Source organism: Leptotrichia sp. HMT-225, assembly GCF_030644325.1.
Classification (GTDB): domain Bacteria; phylum Fusobacteriota; class Fusobacteriia; order Fusobacteriales; family Leptotrichiaceae; genus Leptotrichia; species Leptotrichia massiliensis.
In genome coordinates, this window is the sequence record NZ_CP130323.1 from 2,305,058 (window position 1) to 2,325,579 (window position 20,522).

A 20,522-nucleotide genomic window follows, 5' to 3' on the forward strand; every position below is an offset into this window, starting at 1 on the left:
TTTTTCCTTTTTAATAAATATTTTCAAGATTTGCTTAACAATTTTTATTTTTTATTACTTTATTTTTTCAATAATTCCACTGTCTTTTCCTTGGTTATAGGAATTTCTTCAAACTCGACTTTTCTCTCTTTTTCAAGTTCATAGGCAAGCATCGAATACTGTGTCATACCAATTTCCTTTTCCAGCAAGATTTTATTATTTAAGACTTCTTCCGCTTTTCCACTCAAAATTATTTCCCCTTCATCAAGGACAAGTATATTTTGAGCATATTCTGCTATTAATTCCAATTTATGCTCAACCAAAATAATTGTCTTTCCTTCATTTGCCATTAAATTTATAATTTTGAAAATATCTTCCGTCCCTTTTGGATCAAGCTGTGAAGTTGGCTCGTCAATAACTAGAATATCAGGATTCATTGCGATAATTGAGGCAAGTGCCACTCTTTGTTTTTGTCCACCAGACAAGTCATAAGGATTTCTGTCACGCAGCTTTTCAATTTCAAGCAGTTTCAATATTTCTTCAACTTTGGAAATTATCTCTTCTTTTTCTAAACCCAGATTTTCAAGTCCATAAGCAATTTCTTCAAAAACAGTATCTTTAACCCCGCTAATCTGTGTAAATGGATTCTGAAATACAAACCCTATTTTCTGCACAAGTTCCTTTTGAGAATAATCTTTCAGTTCTTTATCTTCCAGCGTTATTTTCCCTGTCAGTTCCCCTTTATAAAAATCAGGCACAAATCGCCTTAACATATTGCAAAATGTCGTTTTTCCGCTCCCATTTTTTCCGATTACAGCCCAAAATTCGCCTTTTTTTATCTCGATATTAATATTTTTCAGAGCTTGTTTTTCTTCAAGCGGATATTTGTAGTTCACATTTTCTATTTTGAAATAACCCATAGCACCCTCCACACAATACACAGCACTATAAAAATAGCCAGCATAATTTTCATAATTTTATCATTTTTTGTTTCTTCTATATCATGTAATATTGTCCGCTTTTCTCCAATGGAAAATCCTCTCGACTCAAGTGTAATCGCACGCTCTTCGGTACTTATTATGGATGACAACACCATTGGAATAAATATTGGAATAAGTGCCTTAAATCTTACGAATACATTTCCTTCCATTTCTACTCCCCTTGCCTTTTGTGAATCCATAATTATATCTGACTGTTTTTTCATTTCAGGAATCATTTGAAGCGATAAAAGCAAGATAAATGACGCTTTAGGATTAAGTCCTTTTTTTTCAAGAGCCACTGTGAACTCTTTAGCTTTTGATATTAGTGTCAACATTGTTATAGTAGAAACTAGAGCTGCAATTTTGGAAGTCAATCTTACCGCAGTTATTATTCCAGTCTTATATACTGTAATAAAACCAAATTTTGCCATAATATCATTAGAAGGAATCATCAGCCCCTGTACAGCAAATATAATCAAAGTTAGAAAAAACAGGCTAAAAAACACTCTTTTCAAGTATATTCCCAACTTTTCATAAAAATAGGCAACAATTCCGCAAATTGCTATCAATAAATATCCGTAAGTATAGTTTGGCAATATAAATGCTGATATTAACAATACTGCGGCTAAATAGAACTTCGTAAGAGGATACAAGTTTCTAAAAAAATTTTTAATCATAACTTCCTATTCTCCATTTTTCTTATAAATATAATTTTCTCCATATTTAAATTTTATTAAATATCTATCTGACATGCTTTTTATAATTAATATAGAAATTACTGTTGTTACAATTTTATCAGCCGCTTCTGTAAGCATAGTGGCTATCGCAACTGCTTGTTCCAAACTAAATCCTATACTTTTAAATAATACTACCACTGTAGATGAAGCATTTCCTGTAAATCCTCCATAAACTTTAATAATTATAGGAATAGATACAATTATTGAAGCCGAAGCCAGTGCCAAACTTACTATAATTGTTTTTATTACTAAATTTTTAGTTCTCATTTTTGCAAGAATTCCTACAACCAAGGCATTACATATTGCTACAGGTATAAATGCAAAATATTCTGGAGAAAAACTTCCTGTAATCAGACTCGTAATAACTGCTGTTACTGTCCCCACCCAAGGCCCTGCAATAAGACTAATAAACACCGATCCAATTGAATCAAGAAATATAGGCAACTGTAAAAATTTCGCAATCCCAAAACCTGTAAAATTAATAGCCACCGCTACTGGTATCAACAAACTTGACATTAAAGAAAAATCCTCTTTTAAACTTTTCATTTTTCTGCCTCCTTAAAATTTTATTTACTATATTTTAAAACATATTTTTCAATATTTCAACCTTTGGAGGAAAGTTTTGTTATTTTTTTAACTATCTCTATTAAATAATGTTTATATTAATTTTTATTTCAGTTATTCAGATTAAAAGATATTTTTTCTTATTTTATATATTCAAGTTTATTTTAAGCAGTTAAATTAAACGCTATCTCCCTATACTCTGACTTCTTGAATTTTAATTTTTCACTAAAAAATAGCTTGTTTAAAATTTTCTATTCAAAAATATCCTTATGAACTTTGAAACGTATTTTGAAAATTATAGTAGCAATCAAATAAAAAATTAAACGACTTAAATATTTTAGACTTAGGAAAGGTTTCTTACTCTGTTAAATTAATAATATGTGTATATACAAAATAAATCTTTACAAATAAAATTTTTTGTAGTATAATATTTTCATATACAAATATAAGAGATAAAAAAGTAAAATATACAAAGAAAGGAAATACAAAAATGGACTTTAATTTTATAATAGAAAATATTCCTAAATATTTAGAAGCAATGAAATTGACTGTGATTATAGGAATTTTTGGAATTGTATTTTCAATATTGATTGGAATAGTTTGTGCATTGGTGCTTTATTATAGAGTTCCAGCTGTTAGGCAGATTGTGGGAATTTATATTGAGCTTTCGAGAAATACGCCGCTCGTAATACAGTTATTCTTTCTGTATTTTGGGCTTCCAAAAATTGGAATTACATTTAATTCGCATATCTGTGCTGTGATTGGATTATCTTTCCTTGGTGGAAGTTACATGTGTGAGGCATTTCGGAGCGGATTGGAGTCGGTTACGAAAGGGCAGCGGGAATCTGGGTTAAGCATTGGGCTTACAGAATCACAGCTTATAACTAACGTAATATCGCCACAGGCATTTACGGTTTCGTTTCCAGCGATAGCGGCAAATATAATATTTCTTTTGAAAGAAACTTCAGTAATAGGGATTTTGGCTTTAATGGAACTGATGTATCTGACAAGGGATTTGATAGGGCTTTATTATAAAACGAATGAAAGTCTGTTTATGCTTGTTGCAGCATATTTGATTATTATTTTACCAGTTTCGTTTATTTTAACAGTAATTGAAAGGAGAATAAGATATGCAACTGTCGGGAATTGATGTTATTTTTAAAGGAGTCAATTTGCAAAGGCTTATGGGTGGACTTATTGTAACAGGACAAATTGCCCTTGTTTCCATAGTATTTTCAATATTGTTTGGATTAATTCTGGGAATAGTTATGACTACAAAAAATAAAATTATTTATGGAGTATTGAAATTTTATCTGGAAAGTATGAGAATCATTCCCTTGCTTGTGTGGCTATTCATAATTTATTTTGGAGTTGCAAAAGGCTTTGATTTGCATATTGATTCAGAAACTACGACAATAATAGTGTTTGTGATATGGGGAACGGCTGAAATGATGGATATTGTGAGAGGAGCAATTATTTCTCTTCCAAAAATTCAAGGGGAAAGTGCAAAGGCTTTAGGACTTGATACAATTCAGGTTTATAGATATGTGCTGCTTCCACAGGCTGTAAGAAGAATTGCACCTGCAGCGGTAAACCTTATAACAAGAATGATTAAGACAACTTCACTTGCGATTTTTATAGAAGTCGGTGAAGTTCTAAAAATAGGACGGCAAATTATAGAATTTTCAAGCAGGAAAAATCCGATGGCACCATTTTGGGTGTATCTGTTCATATTTTTTCTATATTTCATAATTTGTTATCCAATTACATTATTATCAAAAAAAATGGAGAAAAAATGGGCTGTTTAAAAAATAAAGGAAACGGAGGTAAGCAAAATGGCAGATTCGGAAGTTTTATTAGAACTTTCTGATATAAAAAAAGAATATAAAAAAGGCATAGCCGCACTAAAAGGAGTTTCGCTTTCAGTAAATAAAAGTGAGGTTGTAGTAATATTAGGACCTTCTGGATGTGGGAAAAGTACACTTTTAAGATGTGTAAACGGACTTGAAGAAATTCAGTCTGGAGAAATAAAATTACAAGGAAATGTTATTAATAAAGACAAGACAAAATGGCACTTAATACGCCAGAGAATAGGAATGGTGTTTCAAAGTTACGAATTATTTGATCATATGACAGTTATGCAAAATCTTCTGTTAGGACCGCTTAAAGTACAGAAAAGGGATAAAAAGGAAGTTACAGAACAAGCAGAAAAATTGCTGGAAAGAGTAGGGCTTCTGGATAAAAAGAACTCATATCCAAGAGAACTGTCAGGAGGACAAAAACAAAGAATAGCAATTATAAGATCACTATGTATGAATCCAGAAATAATGCTGTTTGATGAAGTTACAGCGGCACTTGATCCTGAAATGGTAAGAGAAGTGCTGGATGTAATGCTGGAACTGGCAAAGGAAGGAATGACAATGATAATCGTTACTCATGAAATGGAATTTGCTAAAGCGGTTGCGGATAGAATAGTGTTTATGGATTCTGGAGAAATCGTTGAAACAAATTATCCGCTGGAATTTTTTAGAAATCCAAAAACTGAAAGAGCTAAGAAGTTCTTAAATATATTTAATTTTGAAAAGAAAGATAAGGTGGAATCAGCTTTGTTGATATAAATAAAAAATTTAGTAAAACAATTTAGTGAATGCTAATTGTTGAAGGGAGAATGAAAGTATGAAAAAATTATTAGGATTTAGAAAATTGAATTTATTGGCACAGATATTGATTGGTGCGTTATTAGGTATTTTGGTTGGGCAGTTATTTCCGTCGTTTGCTAAAGAGTTAAAGATACTGGGAGTGCTGTTTACCAGTTTAGTTCAGATGGTTATTGTACCGCTTGTATTCCCGCTAGTTGTTCTGTCAATAGTTACAATGAAAAATACTAAAAAGTTTGGAAATCTTGCATTTAAGACTTTTTTACACTTTTTCTCAATTACAACGTTAGTAATCACGCTTAGCCTTATTTTAGGGAAAGTAACAGGAATTGGTGCAAATATAAAAGCTGGAAGCATTTCTACAGAAGCTATTAAAGATGTTGCTTCTAACATTAATTTGAGCGATTTCTTAACATCAATTGTACCTAAAAATGTATTTACAGCATTCGCAGATGGAAATCTTTTACCGGTTATATTTTTTGCAGTATTTCTGGGAATTGCCTTAATTGCTGTTGGAGATGACAATAAACCTGTGATAGCATTCTTTGAATCTTGGATAAAGGCTATGTATAAGATTGTAGATTATGCCATTGCATTTGCACCTGTGGGAGTGTTTGGACTGATTGCAAACAATGTTGCGAAAACTGGGCTTGGAGATTTGTACTTGCTAGGACAGTTTGTACTGCTTCTTTATGTTGGATACTTGGCAGCTCTATTAGTTGTATTTCCGATTATTGCATACATATTCAAAGTTCCTTATTTAAAATTATTATCAAATATTAAGGATTTGGTACTGATAGCCTTTACAACAGGAGGTTCTGCAGTAGTTTTACCGACACTTCTTGAACGTAGTGAAGAAAATGGAATATCTGAATCAGTTTCAGCTTTTGCCATACCACTTGGATATTCATTTAATCTTATTGGAGCCTGCATATATATAAGTTTATCAGTAACATTTATAACAAACTTGTACTCAACTCCGCTTACATGGGGGCAATTAATACCGTTAATATTGTTTTTGACAATAATTACAAAGGGAATTGCGGCAGTTCCGTCTGGAGCATTGGTTGTACTGCTTGCGACTGCGGCGCAGCTTAATTTACCTGCAGAAGGCATTGCCCTAATTGTATCAGTTGACTTTTTGGCAAATGCTGGACGTACAGCAGTAAATGTAGTTGGAAACACGCTTGTTCCTGCAATTATTGAAAAAATTGGAGAATATGAAGCTGTGGAAACAGAGGAAGTGTATGTTGGACTTCAAGAAAATGCAGCTGTAGCTGAATAAACTTTAAAAATAAAAATAGAAAGGATGAAAATATGTCAAAAGTATATATAATTCATGAAAATATGGATTGGACAAGACATCTTACCGCAAGGCTGGATGAATTGTCGGTTCCTTATGAAGAACTGGATTTGTCAGAAGGAATATTAAATATAGGAAAAGAGCCTGAAAAAGGCGTGTATTATAATAGAATGAGTGCTTCTTCACATACAAGAGGGCACAGATATGCACCAGAATTAACGGAGCAAGTCTTGACATGGCTGGAAAACAAAGGAACAGAAGCAGTCCGTGTAATTAATGGGACATCTGCTATAAATCTTGAAGTAAGCAAGCTGAAACAATACATCTTACTGCAAAAGGCAGGGATAAATACTCCAAAAACATTGGGAGCTGTGGGAAAAGATCAAATTTTAAATGCCGCAAAGGAACTTGACACATATCCTTTTATCATAAAGCACAATAGAGCTGGAAAAGGGCTTGGGGTAAGGCTTATAAGAAGTTATGAAGAACTTGACAATTATGTAAATGGAAATGATTTTGAAGATTCTGTTGATGGAATAAGTTTGATTCAGGAATATGTGAAGCCTGTGGATGGACATATCATAAGAGCTGAATTTATAGGTGGAAAATATCTTTATGCCGTAAAAGTTGACTCAAGCGATGGATTTGAACTATGTCCAGCAGATTCGTGCCAGATAAATGATAAATTCTGTCCTGTAGGAGAAGAAGCGGCGGAAAAATCAAAATTTAGAATTATCGAAAGATTGCCAGAAAATCAAATTGAAAAATATGAAAAATTTTTGAAAGAAAACCACATAGATGTGGCGGCAATAGAGTTTATCATAAATGAAAACAACGAAGTTTTTGTTTATGACATAAATACAAATACTAACTACAACGCCGATGCTGAAAAAATAGCTGGGAAATATGCTATGTTGGAACTAGCTAAATATTTAAAAGATGAATTGAAAAAATTAGGATAAGAAATAACAAAAATATTAAATAAACTTGGAGGTAATTATGAAAAAGAATTTTGAAAGGTTTGTAAAAATTATTGCAATCTTAGTTTTAGGAGTATTTGCAATAAGCTGTGGAAAAGGTGGAAAGGGAAGTGCTGAACCAGGATCAATCGAGGCAATAAAAAAAGCAGGAAAAATTAGAATAGGAGTATTTGGAGATAAGCCACCATTTGGATTTGTTGATGAAAATGGGAAAAATCAAGGTTATGATATTTATTTGGCAAAAAGACTTGCGAAAGATTTATTAGGTGACGAAAATAAAATAGAATTCATTACATTAGAAGCTGCAAACAGAGTGGAATATTTATTATCAAATAAAGTTGACATTATTCTAGCAAACTTTACAGTAACAGACGAAAGAAAACAAAAAGTTGATTTTGCAAAACCTTATATGAAGGTATCACTAGGGATTGTTTCGCCAGAAGGTGCTCCAATAAAAGATGTGAAAGAGCTGAAAGGTAAAAAATTAATAGTTAACAAAGGAACAACAGCAGAAATTTACTTTACGAAAAATTATCCAGATATAGAATTATTGAAATATGACCAAAACACAGAAACATTTAACGCATTATTAGATAAAAGGGGAGCTGCGCTTGCACACGATAATACTCTAGTATTTGCATGGGCAACAGAAAATCCAGGATTTGTTGTGGATATTAAACAGTTAGGGGAACAGGACTATATTGCTCCAGCTGTAAGAAAAGGGAACAAGGAATTATTAGACTGGCTAAATACTGAAATAGATGCTCTTACTAAGGAAGGGTTCTTTGAAAAAGCGTATAAATCAACTCTTGAGCCTGTTTACGGAAATAAAGTTGATCCAAAAACAGTAATTATCGAAAATAAATAGTCTAAATTATATAAATTTTCTTATTTAAAATGCTCTAAATATTACTTTAGAGTATTTTATTATTTTGATTGAATTTTTAATAAATTATCTACCATGATAAAAAACTTCTATATTTTCAAAAATTATTTATAAAATTTTAAAAAAACACTATGAAAATTAAAAAAAATATGTTACAATTAAATGCAATAAAGGAAAGTATAATTTAAATATAATAAAAAATATAAATAAAAAAGGAAAAGAGGTTAAAATATGGAGAAAAAATCAAAAATTACAGCAATGCTATCTGTATTATTAGTTTCTGCTCCGACTACAGCTAAAAAACTTACAACATCAAATTTACGTGATAATGCGATGAGAACTGCTGCTGTTGAAGTTGATGGAACAGAAATAGAACAATTAGAGATAGTAAAAGAAGAAAAGGATACTAATAATAATAACGTTATAGTACTAGACACAAATCAATTAAAATTTGATTTTAACAGTGCCACAATAAAAGAAGAGTATACTCCAATATTAGAAAAATTGAAAAACTATATAGAAACTAAGAATGAGAAAATTTCAATTACTGGATATACTGATTCTAAAGGTACTAAAGAATATAATAAAGAATTATCCCTACGAAGAGCTGAAAGTCTTGAAGAAAAATTAATCGAATTAGGACTATCTCCTGAAAAGATTATTGAAACAAAAGGAAATGGTGACAACAATCCGATTGCTTCAAATGATACAGAAGAAGGAAGAGCAGCCAATAGACGTATTGAAGTTCAATTTGTTCATTAATAAGATAAGCAAAAAAGCCAAATTTAATAGATCTGGCTTTTTTTGTTTACTATAATTTACTTAAATAATCAGCTACTTCTTTTACAAGATTTTCGTCTGTTTCTAAAATTTCAAATTCACTAAATTCCTTTAATCCCATATTTACATTTTCTTTTCTATACTCCATACTGCTTTGCTTTATTCGTTTTCCAGAAAAATGGAAATTAGTCGCACCTGTAAAATTTACTATTTCGTCAATATTTTCAATATTTAATCCGGCTCCAACAAGTATTTCAGTTTTATTTTTACTATTTTTAGTTGAAATTTTTACTAATTCTTTCAATAACTTTTTTCCTCTTAGGCAATCTTGTGATTGTCCAGATGTTAATATATTCTGAATTCCCAATTCTTGTAACTGATAAAATGCCTTTAATGGTTCTCTACACACATCAAAAGCTCTATGGAATGTAATTGGAATATCTTGAGCTCCCTCTATAAATTTTTTCATATTATCCAAATCAATTTCTCCATTTTTAGTCAAAATTCCTACAACTATTCCATCAACTCCCAGTTTTTTAAACATTTTTATTTCATTTTTTATAATATTCACTTCATAATCTGAATACAAAAAATCTCCAAACCGAGGACGTATTAATACGTTTATTGGAATATTCACATTCTTTTTTACTTCTTCAAATAAACTTTTTGTAGGTGTAGTTCCTCCAATTATTAAATTACTGCATAATTCTAACCTTGTAGCTTTACCTCGTTCAGCATTTATTGCTGATTTCACACTATCTACACATATTTCAAGAGTATATTTTTTCATTTTTTATCTCCTATAATAATTTGATTTTAGAATATTTAAATACGAAAAAACATTAGAAAATATCGGTTTCCTAATATTTCTAATGCTTATTTCAGTATTGTATATTTTATAATCCGGCTCCAAATTCAAATCCTTTTCCAGAATATTTAAACTGTGCATTTTTTTCTGGGAATGGTGTTACCCCAAATTTTAATGAAACTACTGGATAGTATCCTAACTTTTTATTGCTTGGTTTATCCCATTTCATTCCTGCTCCAATTTCCCATTCAATATTTTCAAATCTATGACTTAAAGTTGCCATTCCTAAAGTTAATTTATTAACTTTTGTTGCATACCATGAACTTTCATAAATTTCTGGATCAGAAGATTTTGGTGCTCCATTTTGTACATATTGAATTTTTCCTCCAACCCACCAAGGCTTATCAGGATCATTTGAAAACATGTATTTTCCTTCAAATTCATGTTTTCTAAAATCAAATGTACTATTACGAGTTGCATTATTTCTATAAATTCGATCAGGTCGTTCCATTATGAAAGCATATCTAACAAACATCTTTTCCAAATATCCTGCTTCAACCTTAAATGTTAAATCATTGATTTTGTCAAATCCTTTCATTCCACTTGGATTAGCTGCATCAGAACCATCTATTTGCATATCCATCCCAATTTGGAAATATTTTTTCCGGCTTCTTAAATTTTGAAGTTTTGAATTAAAATCATTTAGACTAAATTTATTTTGACGATAATTTTCTTCTTCTACATAACTCTTGTATGCTTCTTCTTCCTCACTGCTCAAAAATAATCTATCGTTACTATCTACCAAAATTTTATCAATCGAATTTTTATTGGCATTACTAATAGAAAATTCTTGAGTATTTGAATTCCTTACCATACTTGTATTTTTTATTTGATTCTCAGTTGTATCAATTTCAGTTTCTCTATTTTTTTCCTTTTCTTTTTTATCTAAATCAGCTGCATATCTAGGTTTAGCATTATTTTCATATTTATATAGAAACCCTATTGTTGTGTAATCATTCCCACGAATATATCTATCATCCGAAGTAATAATCGGAGTATTATTTAAATCTCTATATACCTTTTTACCAAATCCAAAGTTTATTTTAAAATAATGGTCTGATTCAAATTTCTTATTTTTCATTTTTGAAGTATCATAAACAAATCCTAATCTATGATAATTCGTTTTTAATTTTAATGCTGGTAAACCAAAAGTTGCTGTATTTCCATAAATATCGTTTGCTTTATTTACTGAATTAGTGTATTCAAATCCCCACTCATTAAAGTTGACTCCAAAAGTTCTTTCCTTTAAAGATTCCTTATAAACTTTTTGATTCCAACCAAGACTTGTGTTGTATGGAAATAGTTGTTTATTTTTTTCATTAAATCTGTATAAAAAATTATCTCCAGCATCAGATAGATAACCATATTGAACTTCTCTGTTAAAATCTCTTTCAGATTTAAAATTCTCAAACTCATACTGCTCATTATTTGAAAAATCAAGGCTTACAAACCTTTTATTTGCAATATCAGCCTTAAAATAATTTCTAATATATCTATTTTTTAGCCAATTATCTTTAAAATGTCTGTCATCCCTCATTGTCAAGTTATAATTGAATGTTACATTTCCAATCTGATACTTAAAATCATCTCTAAGTCCCAATGCATTTGTTGGAACTTCTACAATGTCAAAACCATCATACATTGCTCCTCCAGCTGTCGTTTTTTGGAAAGTAACTGTTGCATCGTTTGTAACTTTTACATCATATTTATTATTTTTTTTCGATGTATTATCAAAAAGTGTTGTAAATAATCTTGTATCAAGAGTAAAAATTCTCATTGATGGACTTTGTTTTATACTTTTTCCACTTGCATCTCTTGCAACTTTATAACCAGTTTGGGAATCTAAATCTTCCACTTTTCGTCCATTTCTAAATTCAGGCACTGGTAAACTGCTGTAATCACGATTCTCAAATGCCAAATTATAACCAATAAATGAATTTTTTAGTGGAATATCAATTCTATCATTACCTGTATTGAATCTTTGCGATCTATATTTTTCATAAAGAATTTTTTTAGGACGGCGAATTATTTCATTATCCTGATATATTTTATAAATCCGACTTTCGTCAGTTGTTGCAGAATTTAAAAATAACGAATTATAATTTTCATTATCACGTGTATAATCATACTCATATTCTTTTTTTCTTATATCAACTTGTTTTACTTGTGCACCAAAATAAAGAGTATTTGTCAAATTTTGATAACCTGTTTTAGGCTGGTATCCAAAAAAATCACTCTCTCTAAATGGATAATAATTTCCAAAAGTTAATCCCCATTCTTTTCTTTTGTCATACGCAACATTCTGAACCCAATGAACTGTATTGTCTTCACCTCTATCACGCATACCAAGAAGCTCTCCATATTCATCCTTGTCAGAGTCTAAATAATCCAATTTTAATTTAGGTCCTCTAAAATCAATTCCATAGCTTCTCTTTTTTCTATAGGAATTCAAATCTCCTATATATCCTGGATTAATATCACGAAAATCCTCATTGTCAATTGTTATTGAAACATTTGAATTTCCATTCGTATACTTTATGCTTTTATATAAATCAACGTCAGTTTTACGTGGATCTAAATTATCTGCTTCTACAATTTTGTCATTTATCTCTGTCAATGCTTTAAGAGCATGTTTATTCTGTGTCCAGTAATATTTCGCATTAAACTCACCATTTTGTCCAAGTTCCTGATTAATATTGAAATCCCAAAATCCAATATGACTATACTTATCAACAAAATCTGTATAATCATCTTTTAACTCATTTCCATTAATAGCATACATTAAATTTGTTGTAATATTTTGATAATTCAAATTCCAAATTCCATAACCTGTGTCATAAAATTGTCTATCTTCCTTAGCTTTTTTAGGAGTATTTTTAACCTTGTGATTCCATTTAAAATCCCATTCTTTTTTATGATTTCCGATAGGAACAACAATTCTATTTACAAATATATTTCCTGAATTATTTCCCCAGAAAGCATAATCATTTGAAAATTTTAAAGCTAGCTTTTGCTTTGTACTTAACTCAAAATCTACAAATCCCTGTGCAAGAGGTCCTAAATCATAATCAAACCCCATAATTCCAAAAAGTCCTCTGTCGCTATCCATCCCAACATACGGAAATAATGTTGCCCGTTGCGAAGCAGGTTTTAACGAAGTTACATAATATGGTAATTTAAACCAAGTTTTTCCTCCTGCAAAAAAACCTATGTTTCTTGCAATGGCTTTTCTATTTGGGTAAATTTCCAGCTCATCTGCATTTATTTTGTAGCTTGGATTTTCATAAGGGCTCGTTGTAAACCAACCATTTTTTATAAAAATTAGCTTATTTCCTTGAGCTAGCGTTTCTTCTCCACCATAACGCAGTTTAACATTTGAATCATAACTTTCTGAATTAAATATTTTTGCTAATTTTGTATCCATATCAAAAATAAGGTTATCAGCTTTTATAATTTGAGAACCTTGAATAAATTCAACATTTCCAGATCCTGAAAGAATGTTTTTATTGGCAATCTTTTTTAATTTATCTGCATTTATTGTAAAATCTCCATATTTTACAGTAACATTACCTTCGGTATTTATTTCTTCTGTTTCCAGATTAATTGTAGATTTTTCTGTTTCCAGCTCTATAACTTCTCCAGCAGCATTTAACTTGCCAAAAAGTATAATATAAAACAGTAAAATAAACAATATTTTATATCTCATTCTTTTCATTTTTTCAACCTTTTATACATTAGATTTTTGCTAAATTATACCATACTTTTATACCTATAACAATTTATTTTACATTTGAAAGGCTTTAATTAAGTTTTTTACTACAAAACGTATTTTTTCCCAAATAACATCATTTTTTCTATATTTGCGATAACTAATAGTACATTATTTTCTCTTATTATAATATTTGGAAGTGGCATAATATTTAGTTCTTTTTCATCTTTTATCCCGATAATATTCATTTCATATTTATTTCTCAAATTTAATTCTATAAGATTTTTTCCATCAAAATCCTTTGGTGCTTTTATTTCAAACACTCTATATTTTTCTGAAAATTTAAAATGTTCCGTTATATTGGGCCTTATTACCCCAAGTGCTGTTTCCTTGGCCATCGTTTCTTCTGGATAAACAACGGAAGTTGCACCAATCTTTTTTAAAATTTTCCCCTGTAATTCATTTTTTGCCTTACAAATGATAGTTTTTATTCCCATTTCCTTTAAAATTACCGTAACAAATACACTGGACTGGGTATTGTCTCCAATACAGACAAAAGCAGTGTCAAAGTCATCATTTATTACTTTCCTGATTGAATTTTCGTCTGTCACATCCAATGTAATTGCATCACTTGCGATTTCATCATCAATTACCTTTTGTACACGATCCTCCCTTTGATCTATTGCCAGTACCATTTTACCATTTTCATATAATGTCTGAGTTACACTTCTACCAAATGTTCCAAGCCCAATTACTAAATATCCTGCCATTTTTCACCTCTTCCTTATCCTATCAAAATGTCTTCCTTTGGATAAACATATCTTCCTTTTGGATTTTTCATTCTGGACAAGGCCAATGTTATTGTTAGTGGCCCGACTCGTCCAACAAACATCGTAATCATAATTAACAGTTTAGAAATGCTCGATAATTGCGGCGTTAAATCCCGTGATAATCCCACCGTTCCAAAAGCAGATACCAGTTCAAATCCTAATTCTATAACTCTTATATCCTCCAGCCAAATTAATAAAAATAATACTACAGCAACATACATAATTGATATAAAAACAATAACCATAGCTTTATTATATATTTTCCAGCTGATTCTTCTCTTGTTGTATTCCAGATGTTCCTTATTTTTTATAGTTGTAATTATTCCAAAAAGTATCAATCCGGCTGTAGTAGTTTTTATTCCACCACCTGTTGAGCCAGGTGAGGCTCCGATAAACATTAATACTACAAACAGAAAAACTGTAGGTTCCCGCAGTTCAGCTATGGAAATTGTATTAAATCCAGCCGTTCTTGTTGTTACACTTTGAAAAAAGGCGGCTCCTATCTTTTCAAAAAATGGCAATGTTCCTAATGTTTTATTGTTTGAATATTCTAGGATAAATGTTATAATTGTCCCAAATATTATTAGAAAAATTGACATTTTTATAGCTATTCTTGTAGTAGTAGTAAGCCTTTTATCTTTTTTTAGAAAATATTGATAAATATTAAGAATTGCTGCAAAACCTATTCCACCTAAAAAAATTAAGACAGGAATTACAGTGTTTATTATTATGCTGTTTTTAAAATCACTTAAATTATTTGAAAATAATGCAAATCCGGCATTACAAAATGCAGAAATAGAATGAAATATAGCATAATAAGCCGCTGTCTTATAATCAAATATTTTTATAAATTTTAAAAATAATATTGCAGCCCCGATAATTTCTATTATAAAAACCGTAGTCAAAACTTTTTTTACAAATTTTTGTATTTCAAATGTTGTATTTGTGTTTATATCTTCCTGTATCAGCTTTTTAGCAAAATATCCAACTTTTTTTGAAATCATTGCCACAACTACTGTTGAGAACGTGATAATTCCAATCCCGCCAAGCTGAATTAATACCATAATAACTGTTTTGCCAAATAAATTATAAACCTTGCTTACATCATTTACTGTAAGTCCTGTTACACAGACAGCCGATGTCGCTGTAAACATGCCTTCAAGTAAATTTGTCCTTTGTCCATTTTCTATTGCAATTGGCGAAGAAAGCAAAAAGCCGCCTATTAATATAATTATTATAAATGATACTAAGATTATGGTATAAGGGGAAATTTTCTTTCGTTTTACTAACATCAGAATCGCCTAACTTTCTGTTTATATAAAATTATTTTTAATTTTTAAATGATCCAAAAGTCAAAATCTTCACAAACCTGATCATATTTCTTATCTTTTCCTATTTTATCTGCAAACTCTCTTAAATCTTCTCCTGCTTTTCTCAAGTATTCCTCATTTCCCACAACTTCTTCGACTTTTTCTGAAATTCCATGCCATGCCTTATAAATCTCAGGCATAATTTTTAAGCCTTCCTCTGTTATTTTTGTAAAGGAGTTTTTTCCAGCTTTTTCCCTTGCTACATACCCTTTAGAAATTAGCTTATCAACAAATCTCGTAACTGTTGAGGGAGCTATTGCCAAAGTTTCTGATATTTGATTTACAGTCAATCCTTCTGCTTCTTCTTTTAATATAATCATAAGAAATCCGTGCGTTGGATAAATATCCAGCTTTTCAAATGATTCCTCCGCCATTTTATTAATCATTCTAAACATTTTTGAAATCGTAAAATAAATACATTTCTGAATTTCCATTTTTCCTTTAGTCATATTTTCACTTCCTTCCTTTCTTCGTTTGCTATTTATTCTTTACTACATATTTTTCCCAGCAGAATAACCACGTAAGTTTGATAATAATGTACACAGGAATAGCGACAAAAGCTCCTCCAATTCCGAACAAAGCTCCTCCCACAAGAACTACTAGAAGAGTTGTAATTGGATGCATTTCCACTGATTTTCCTGTAAGCCATGGTTTCACAATATTGGCTTCGATTGTTTGGACAATTGTAATTAGAACAATTATCAAAATCACAAGTTTAAATGATTTTGTAAAAGCATACAATATCGCTGGAATTAGACCAATAAAAGGTCCTATAAATGGAATAACGTTTCCAAATCCTATAATTACTGAAAAAAGAAGACTGTAATCCATTTTCAAAAAATAAAAAATCACAAACGATACTACGCCTACTATCATACTGTCCAAAGCTGTCACAAGAATATATTTCCCAATAGTTTCATCCATATTCTTTATAAGTACTATTAAGTCTTCTCTTCCCATATTTCGTAAAATTCGCTTAACTCCATTTTCAATGTTATCATAGCTAAAAATTAACATTATTGTAAAAATAGGTGTCATAAATAATAAACTGAATGTGCTGCTCATTAATGAAAAACTTGAACCTAGCACTTTTATTATATTTGTTACAATTATATCTTTAGAGTTCATTATAGACGTTCTTAAATCGATGTTATTACTTTCAAGAAATCCAAAAAAATTATTTTGTAGCTTTTCCTGATTTTTTAGTAAAAAGTCAATAAGGCTTGATACTTGCTTTGTAAATATCGGAACAATCGTTAAAACTATATAAAGAAAAATTATAAAAAACATAGTTAATACAAGTAAAATTGCAAATGTACGGTTTAACTGAATTTTTTTTTTCTTATTTTCATAAGAAATTTTATTAAATAATTCCATTCTTTTTCTTCGTTCTGAATTGCTTATATTCATTTTTTCCACTTTTTCAAGCTCATCAAGTTTACTGTTCTTAATTCTATCCTTTTCACTTATCATATCAATAAAAGGCATAAGGCAGTACACAATTACAAATGAGAGAATAAATGGAAAAATAGTGCTTGTCACAAGTCTTATTGGTTTTGCAAAATTGTCATAAACTCTAAAAAACAACAAAATTGTCAAAAGCATCAACACTGCTACAATCAGAATATTTCTTATTTTTAACAGTTTTTCCTCATCATAAAATTTCATTTGATTAATCTCCCTTTTTCTATCTATCAATTTTTTATCTATCCAAAGGTTTTTTCACTTTTCTTGTTAAATACAATATCAATTGGGCATCCTTCAAATCCAAAATATTCCCTTAGCTTATTTTCAATATATCTTTGGTAAGAGAAATGTATTAGTTCTGGATTGTTGGCAAAAAATGCGAATTTTGGTGGTGCTTGGCTTACTTGTGTTGCATAATTTATTTTTACTGCTCTTCCCTTTCTTGTAGGTACTGGATTTTGTGCTATCATTTCTGCCAAAATCTGATTCAGAAGCCCTGTCGTTATCTTTTTATGATATTCTTCATTAATAAATTTAGCTTGCTCTAAAATATTCAGTGTTCTCTTTCCTGTCATTGCTGAAATCGTTACAATTGGTGCATAATCTAAAAAGGCCAAATCAGCTTTTACCAATTCTGTAAATTCCTTCACACTATTATTATTTTTTTCAATTAAATCCCATTTATTTACTGCAATAATAATTGGCTTTCTTTCCTCATAAATCATTCCAGCAATCCTTTTATCCTGATCTGTCAAAAGCTCTGTCGCATCGAGCATTAACACACACACATCAGCTCTTTTTATCGCTTTTATAGCACGCAGTACACTATAATATTCAACATCGTCTTCTACTTTTGACTTTCTACGAATTCCAGCAGTATCAATCAATGTATAATTTTCTCCATCATATCTCAAACTAGAATCAATTGTATCTCTTGTTGTTCCAGCAATATCACTCACAATAGAACGTTCTTCATTCAAGAGTTTGTTTACAAGTGAAGATTTTCCTGCATTTGGTCTTCCAAGAATTGCAATATTAATTCCGTTTTCAGTTTGTTTTATTTTTTTATCTTCAAATTTGTTAATTACAGCATCCAATAAATCCCCAAGATTCGTCTTATGCTCTCCAGAAATTCCAATAACTTCTTCAAATCCCAGTCCATAAAATTCAAAAATATTTTCCTGATCATGCATATAATTGTCAATCTTATTTACAGCCACAACAACTTTTTTATCCTGTCTTCTAAGTACTGTTGCCACATCCTCATCAAGCCCAGTAATCCCAGCCTTTCCATCCACTAGAAATATAATTACATCCGCCTCATCAATTGCAACCTGTGCTTGCTGCTTAATTTTTCCCATCATAAAGTCTTCTGTACGTGGCTCAAGCCCTCCTGTATCAACTAAAATAAATTCTTTCCCGCTCCACTCCATCTCACGGTAAAGCCTGTCTCTAGTAACTCCTGGCTCATCCTTTACAATCGACAGCCTGTCACCCACCAGCTTATTAAATAATGTTGATTTCCCCACATTAGGTCTACCAACAATCGCTACTGTATGTTTCATATTTTCCTCCATTTTTTATTTATTTTTTCCCTTTAAATTATCAATTCAATTTTTTATAATTTACAAAAAATTCCTAAAACTTAATTTTATTTAATTTTCCTAACTTTTATCAATCTCCTCTCAAAAATATTCAAATAATTTTAGAAGAATTTGAATATACAATATATTTTATCACATTTTTTGTATTTTTATTAGTCTTTTTTACTGATATTACAGAAAAAGTGCAAATAAAATAAAGACTAGAGCATTATCTTCAGCCTTTTTGTAAATATTTTTAATTTTTATATACATTACTTCTTTTTCCTATTTAAATTACTAATATTATAAGTTCTTCATTTTTTATTTCTGCTATTATTCTAAAATTATCAATTCTATATCTTCATAAATTTTTAAAATTATTAGACAACTTCTTAAAATAAAAACAAACTTTGCAATGAAGAAAATTAATTTCCCATTTCTCTTTTTATTCACACAAAAAAACACCCAAACTCCAATTCTCCAGTTTAGGCGTATTTTTAAAAATCTAATCAAAATTATGAAACTATTAACGGCAACAATACTGCAATAATAGCCATTAGGGCAGGAAGTCCCTGCAATAAAAATATTTTTTTGGAAACTGTGACAGAACCATAAACAGCTGCACAGATAATACAAATCAGGAAGAAAACTGCAATTTGAATTTGAAATTCTCCAGTTTCAGTTAAACTCCATATTAATCCTGAGGCAAGAAAACTGTTGTATAATCCTTGATTTGCCATCATTTTTTTTACACGCTCATCTTTTAAGAATTTTGAATCAAGTCCAAAATTTCGTTGTATAGTTTCACTTTCATTGAAATACATTTCAAGAATTAATATATAGTAATGCTCAATTGCCACAAATAATATTAATATGAGTGCCAGTATGCTCAAAATAATTCTCTCCCTTCTTTATATTTTTATGTTCTTTATTTTTAACTTAATCTCTTACACTTAAAATTACAGGCTTTCCATCAATAATAGCAAGGCTGTGTTCATATTGGGCTGAACGTTTTCCATCTTTGGTAACTGCAGTCCACATATCCGATAGAACTTTTACTTTATAAGTACCGACATTTACCATCGGCTCAACTGTAATAACCATTCCATCTTCAATTTTAGCCCCTGTTCCAGCTTTTCCATAATTTGGAATAATTGGATCTTCGTGCATTTCCTTTCCTACTCCATGCCCTGCAAAATCTCTTACAAGCGAGAATCCAAAACTTTCCACATATTCCTGAATAGCATGCCCAATATCTCCAATTCTATTTCCGGCACGTGCCACTTCAATCCCAATATCTCTTGCTTTTTCAGTAACTTCCATAAGTTTTTTAGAAGTTTCATCAATTTCTCCCACAGCATAAGTAATTGCTGCATCGCCAAAATAGCCATCAAGCACTGTAACTGTGTCAACTGTCAGAATATCCCCTTCCTTCAGTATCTGCTTTTTGCTTGGAATACCGTGTACGACAACTTCATTTACAGAAATACAAGTTGCGGCTGGATAAGGAGGGTATGGACGACCTACATCGTAACCCTTAGTTCCTGGAATTGCTCCTTGGCTTCTAATGTAGTCTTCAGCGATCTGGTCCAGTTCGTATGTGCTGATTCCAGCTTTTACGTGTTTTGGCAATACATCTTCAAAAAGTCTTGCGATTATTTCATTAGCTTTTTTTATTTTTTTTATTTCATCCAATGTTTTATAAATTATCATTTTTTGTACTTCTTCTTTCTAAATTCTTTTTTTATTTTTTAGTAGATATATTTGACAGTTCAATACTTTTTTACAAAAAGTCTTATCCTTTTAAAAATAAAATTTTATTAATCATC

The 20,522-nt window shown here is 30.4% G+C and carries 19 protein-coding genes; 7 read left to right on the forward strand and 12 right to left on the reverse strand.

Annotation, left to right across the window (positions count from 1 at the left end):
* Positions 1–59: 59 nt before the first annotated feature.
* Genes QU666_RS11025 through QU666_RS11035 form a run of 3 tightly spaced genes read right to left on the reverse strand, consistent with a single transcriptional unit; the run spans position 60 to position 2,242 of the window.
* Complete coding sequence (locus QU666_RS11025) at positions 60–899, reverse strand: energy-coupling factor ABC transporter ATP-binding protein (RefSeq protein ID WP_021769468.1); 840 nt, start codon at positions 897–899, stop codon at positions 60–62.
* Positions 881–1,636 (reverse strand): energy-coupling factor transporter transmembrane component T, encoded by a 756-nt coding sequence (locus tag QU666_RS11030; protein WP_021769469.1) that lies wholly within the window; start codon positions 1,634–1,636, stop codon positions 881–883. The genes QU666_RS11025 and QU666_RS11030 overlap by 19 nt, the downstream gene beginning before the upstream one ends.
* Positions 1,637–1,642: 6 nt before the next feature.
* A complete protein-coding gene (locus tag QU666_RS11035; RefSeq protein ID WP_021769470.1) occupies positions 1,643–2,242 on the reverse strand; it encodes a hypothetical protein in 600 nt (199 codons plus the stop codon).
* A 508-nt stretch (positions 2,243–2,750) separates the two neighbouring features.
* Here QU666_RS11035 and QU666_RS11040 point away from each other — a divergent pair.
* From QU666_RS11040 to QU666_RS11070, 7 genes are all read left to right on the forward strand, one after another.
* Positions 2,751–3,410 carry an amino acid ABC transporter permease gene (locus QU666_RS11040; RefSeq protein ID WP_021769471.1) on the forward strand — a complete coding sequence of 220 codons (660 nt, stop codon included), beginning with the start codon at positions 2,751–2,753 and terminating at the stop codon, positions 3,408–3,410.
* Positions 3,391–4,068 (forward strand): amino acid ABC transporter permease, encoded by a 678-nt coding sequence (locus QU666_RS11045; RefSeq protein ID WP_021769472.1) that lies wholly within the window; start codon positions 3,391–3,393, stop codon positions 4,066–4,068. Before QU666_RS11040 ends, QU666_RS11045 begins: the two co-directional genes overlap by 20 nt.
* A gap of 27 nt (positions 4,069–4,095) precedes the next feature.
* Positions 4,096–4,878: an amino acid ABC transporter ATP-binding protein gene (locus QU666_RS11050; protein ID WP_021769473.1), complete on the forward strand. Its 783-nt coding sequence runs from the start codon at positions 4,096–4,098 to the stop codon at positions 4,876–4,878.
* A 58-nt stretch (positions 4,879–4,936) separates the two neighbouring features.
* The gene (locus QU666_RS11055) at positions 4,937–6,202 is read left to right on the forward strand and encodes a dicarboxylate/amino acid:cation symporter (RefSeq protein ID WP_021769474.1); all 1,266 of its coding nucleotides are present in this window, start codon (positions 4,937–4,939) and stop codon (positions 6,200–6,202) included.
* Positions 6,203–6,234: 32 nt separating this feature from the next.
* Positions 6,235–7,182, forward strand: a complete 948-nt coding sequence (locus tag QU666_RS11060) for a RimK family alpha-L-glutamate ligase (RefSeq protein WP_021769475.1) — start codon at positions 6,235–6,237, stop codon at positions 7,180–7,182.
* 37 nt (positions 7,183–7,219) lie between these two features.
* Complete coding sequence (locus tag QU666_RS11065) at positions 7,220–8,068, forward strand: cysteine ABC transporter substrate-binding protein (protein WP_021769476.1); 849 nt, start codon at positions 7,220–7,222, stop codon at positions 8,066–8,068.
* A 249-nt stretch (positions 8,069–8,317) separates the two neighbouring features.
* Positions 8,318–8,848, forward strand: coding sequence for an OmpA family protein (locus tag QU666_RS11070; protein ID WP_021769477.1), 531 nt, complete (start codon positions 8,318–8,320; stop codon positions 8,846–8,848).
* Between the two features lie 49 nt (positions 8,849–8,897).
* Here QU666_RS11070 and QU666_RS11075 read toward each other — a convergent pair whose 3' ends face one another.
* From QU666_RS11075 to map, 9 genes are all read right to left on the reverse strand, one after another.
* On the reverse strand, positions 8,898–9,656 hold the full coding sequence (locus QU666_RS11075) for a copper homeostasis protein CutC (RefSeq protein WP_021769478.1): 759 nt from the start codon (positions 9,654–9,656) through the stop codon (positions 8,898–8,900).
* Between the two features lie 106 nt (positions 9,657–9,762).
* The gene (locus QU666_RS11080; protein ID WP_021769479.1) at positions 9,763–13,449 is read right to left on the reverse strand and encodes an LPS-assembly protein LptD; all 3,687 of its coding nucleotides are present in this window, start codon (positions 13,447–13,449) and stop codon (positions 9,763–9,765) included.
* A gap of 101 nt (positions 13,450–13,550) precedes the next feature.
* Positions 13,551–14,213: a TrkA family potassium uptake protein gene (locus tag QU666_RS11085; RefSeq protein WP_021769480.1), complete on the reverse strand. Its 663-nt coding sequence runs from the start codon at positions 14,211–14,213 to the stop codon at positions 13,551–13,553.
* Between the two features lie 14 nt (positions 14,214–14,227).
* Positions 14,228–15,565, reverse strand: coding sequence for a TrkH family potassium uptake protein (locus QU666_RS11090; protein WP_021769481.1), 1,338 nt, complete (start codon positions 15,563–15,565; stop codon positions 14,228–14,230).
* A 44-nt stretch (positions 15,566–15,609) separates the two neighbouring features.
* Positions 15,610–16,092 (reverse strand): MarR family winged helix-turn-helix transcriptional regulator, encoded by a 483-nt coding sequence (locus tag QU666_RS11095; protein WP_021769482.1) that lies wholly within the window; start codon positions 16,090–16,092, stop codon positions 15,610–15,612.
* A 28-nt stretch (positions 16,093–16,120) separates the two neighbouring features.
* The gene (locus QU666_RS11100; protein ID WP_021769483.1) at positions 16,121–17,311 is read right to left on the reverse strand and encodes an AI-2E family transporter; all 1,191 of its coding nucleotides are present in this window, start codon (positions 17,309–17,311) and stop codon (positions 16,121–16,123) included.
* 38 nt (positions 17,312–17,349) lie between these two features.
* Complete coding sequence (gene der / locus QU666_RS11105; RefSeq protein ID WP_036071155.1) at positions 17,350–18,675, reverse strand: ribosome biogenesis GTPase Der; 1,326 nt, start codon at positions 18,673–18,675, stop codon at positions 17,350–17,352.
* Positions 18,676–19,208: 533 nt separating this feature from the next.
* A complete protein-coding gene (locus QU666_RS11110) occupies positions 19,209–19,586 on the reverse strand; it encodes a DUF1304 domain-containing protein (protein WP_036071158.1) in 378 nt (125 codons plus the stop codon).
* 46 nt (positions 19,587–19,632) lie between these two features.
* Positions 19,633–20,406 carry a type I methionyl aminopeptidase gene (gene map, locus QU666_RS11115; protein ID WP_021769487.1) on the reverse strand — a complete coding sequence of 258 codons (774 nt, stop codon included), beginning with the start codon at positions 20,404–20,406 and terminating at the stop codon, positions 19,633–19,635.
* Between the last annotated feature and the right edge of the window lie 116 nt (positions 20,407–20,522).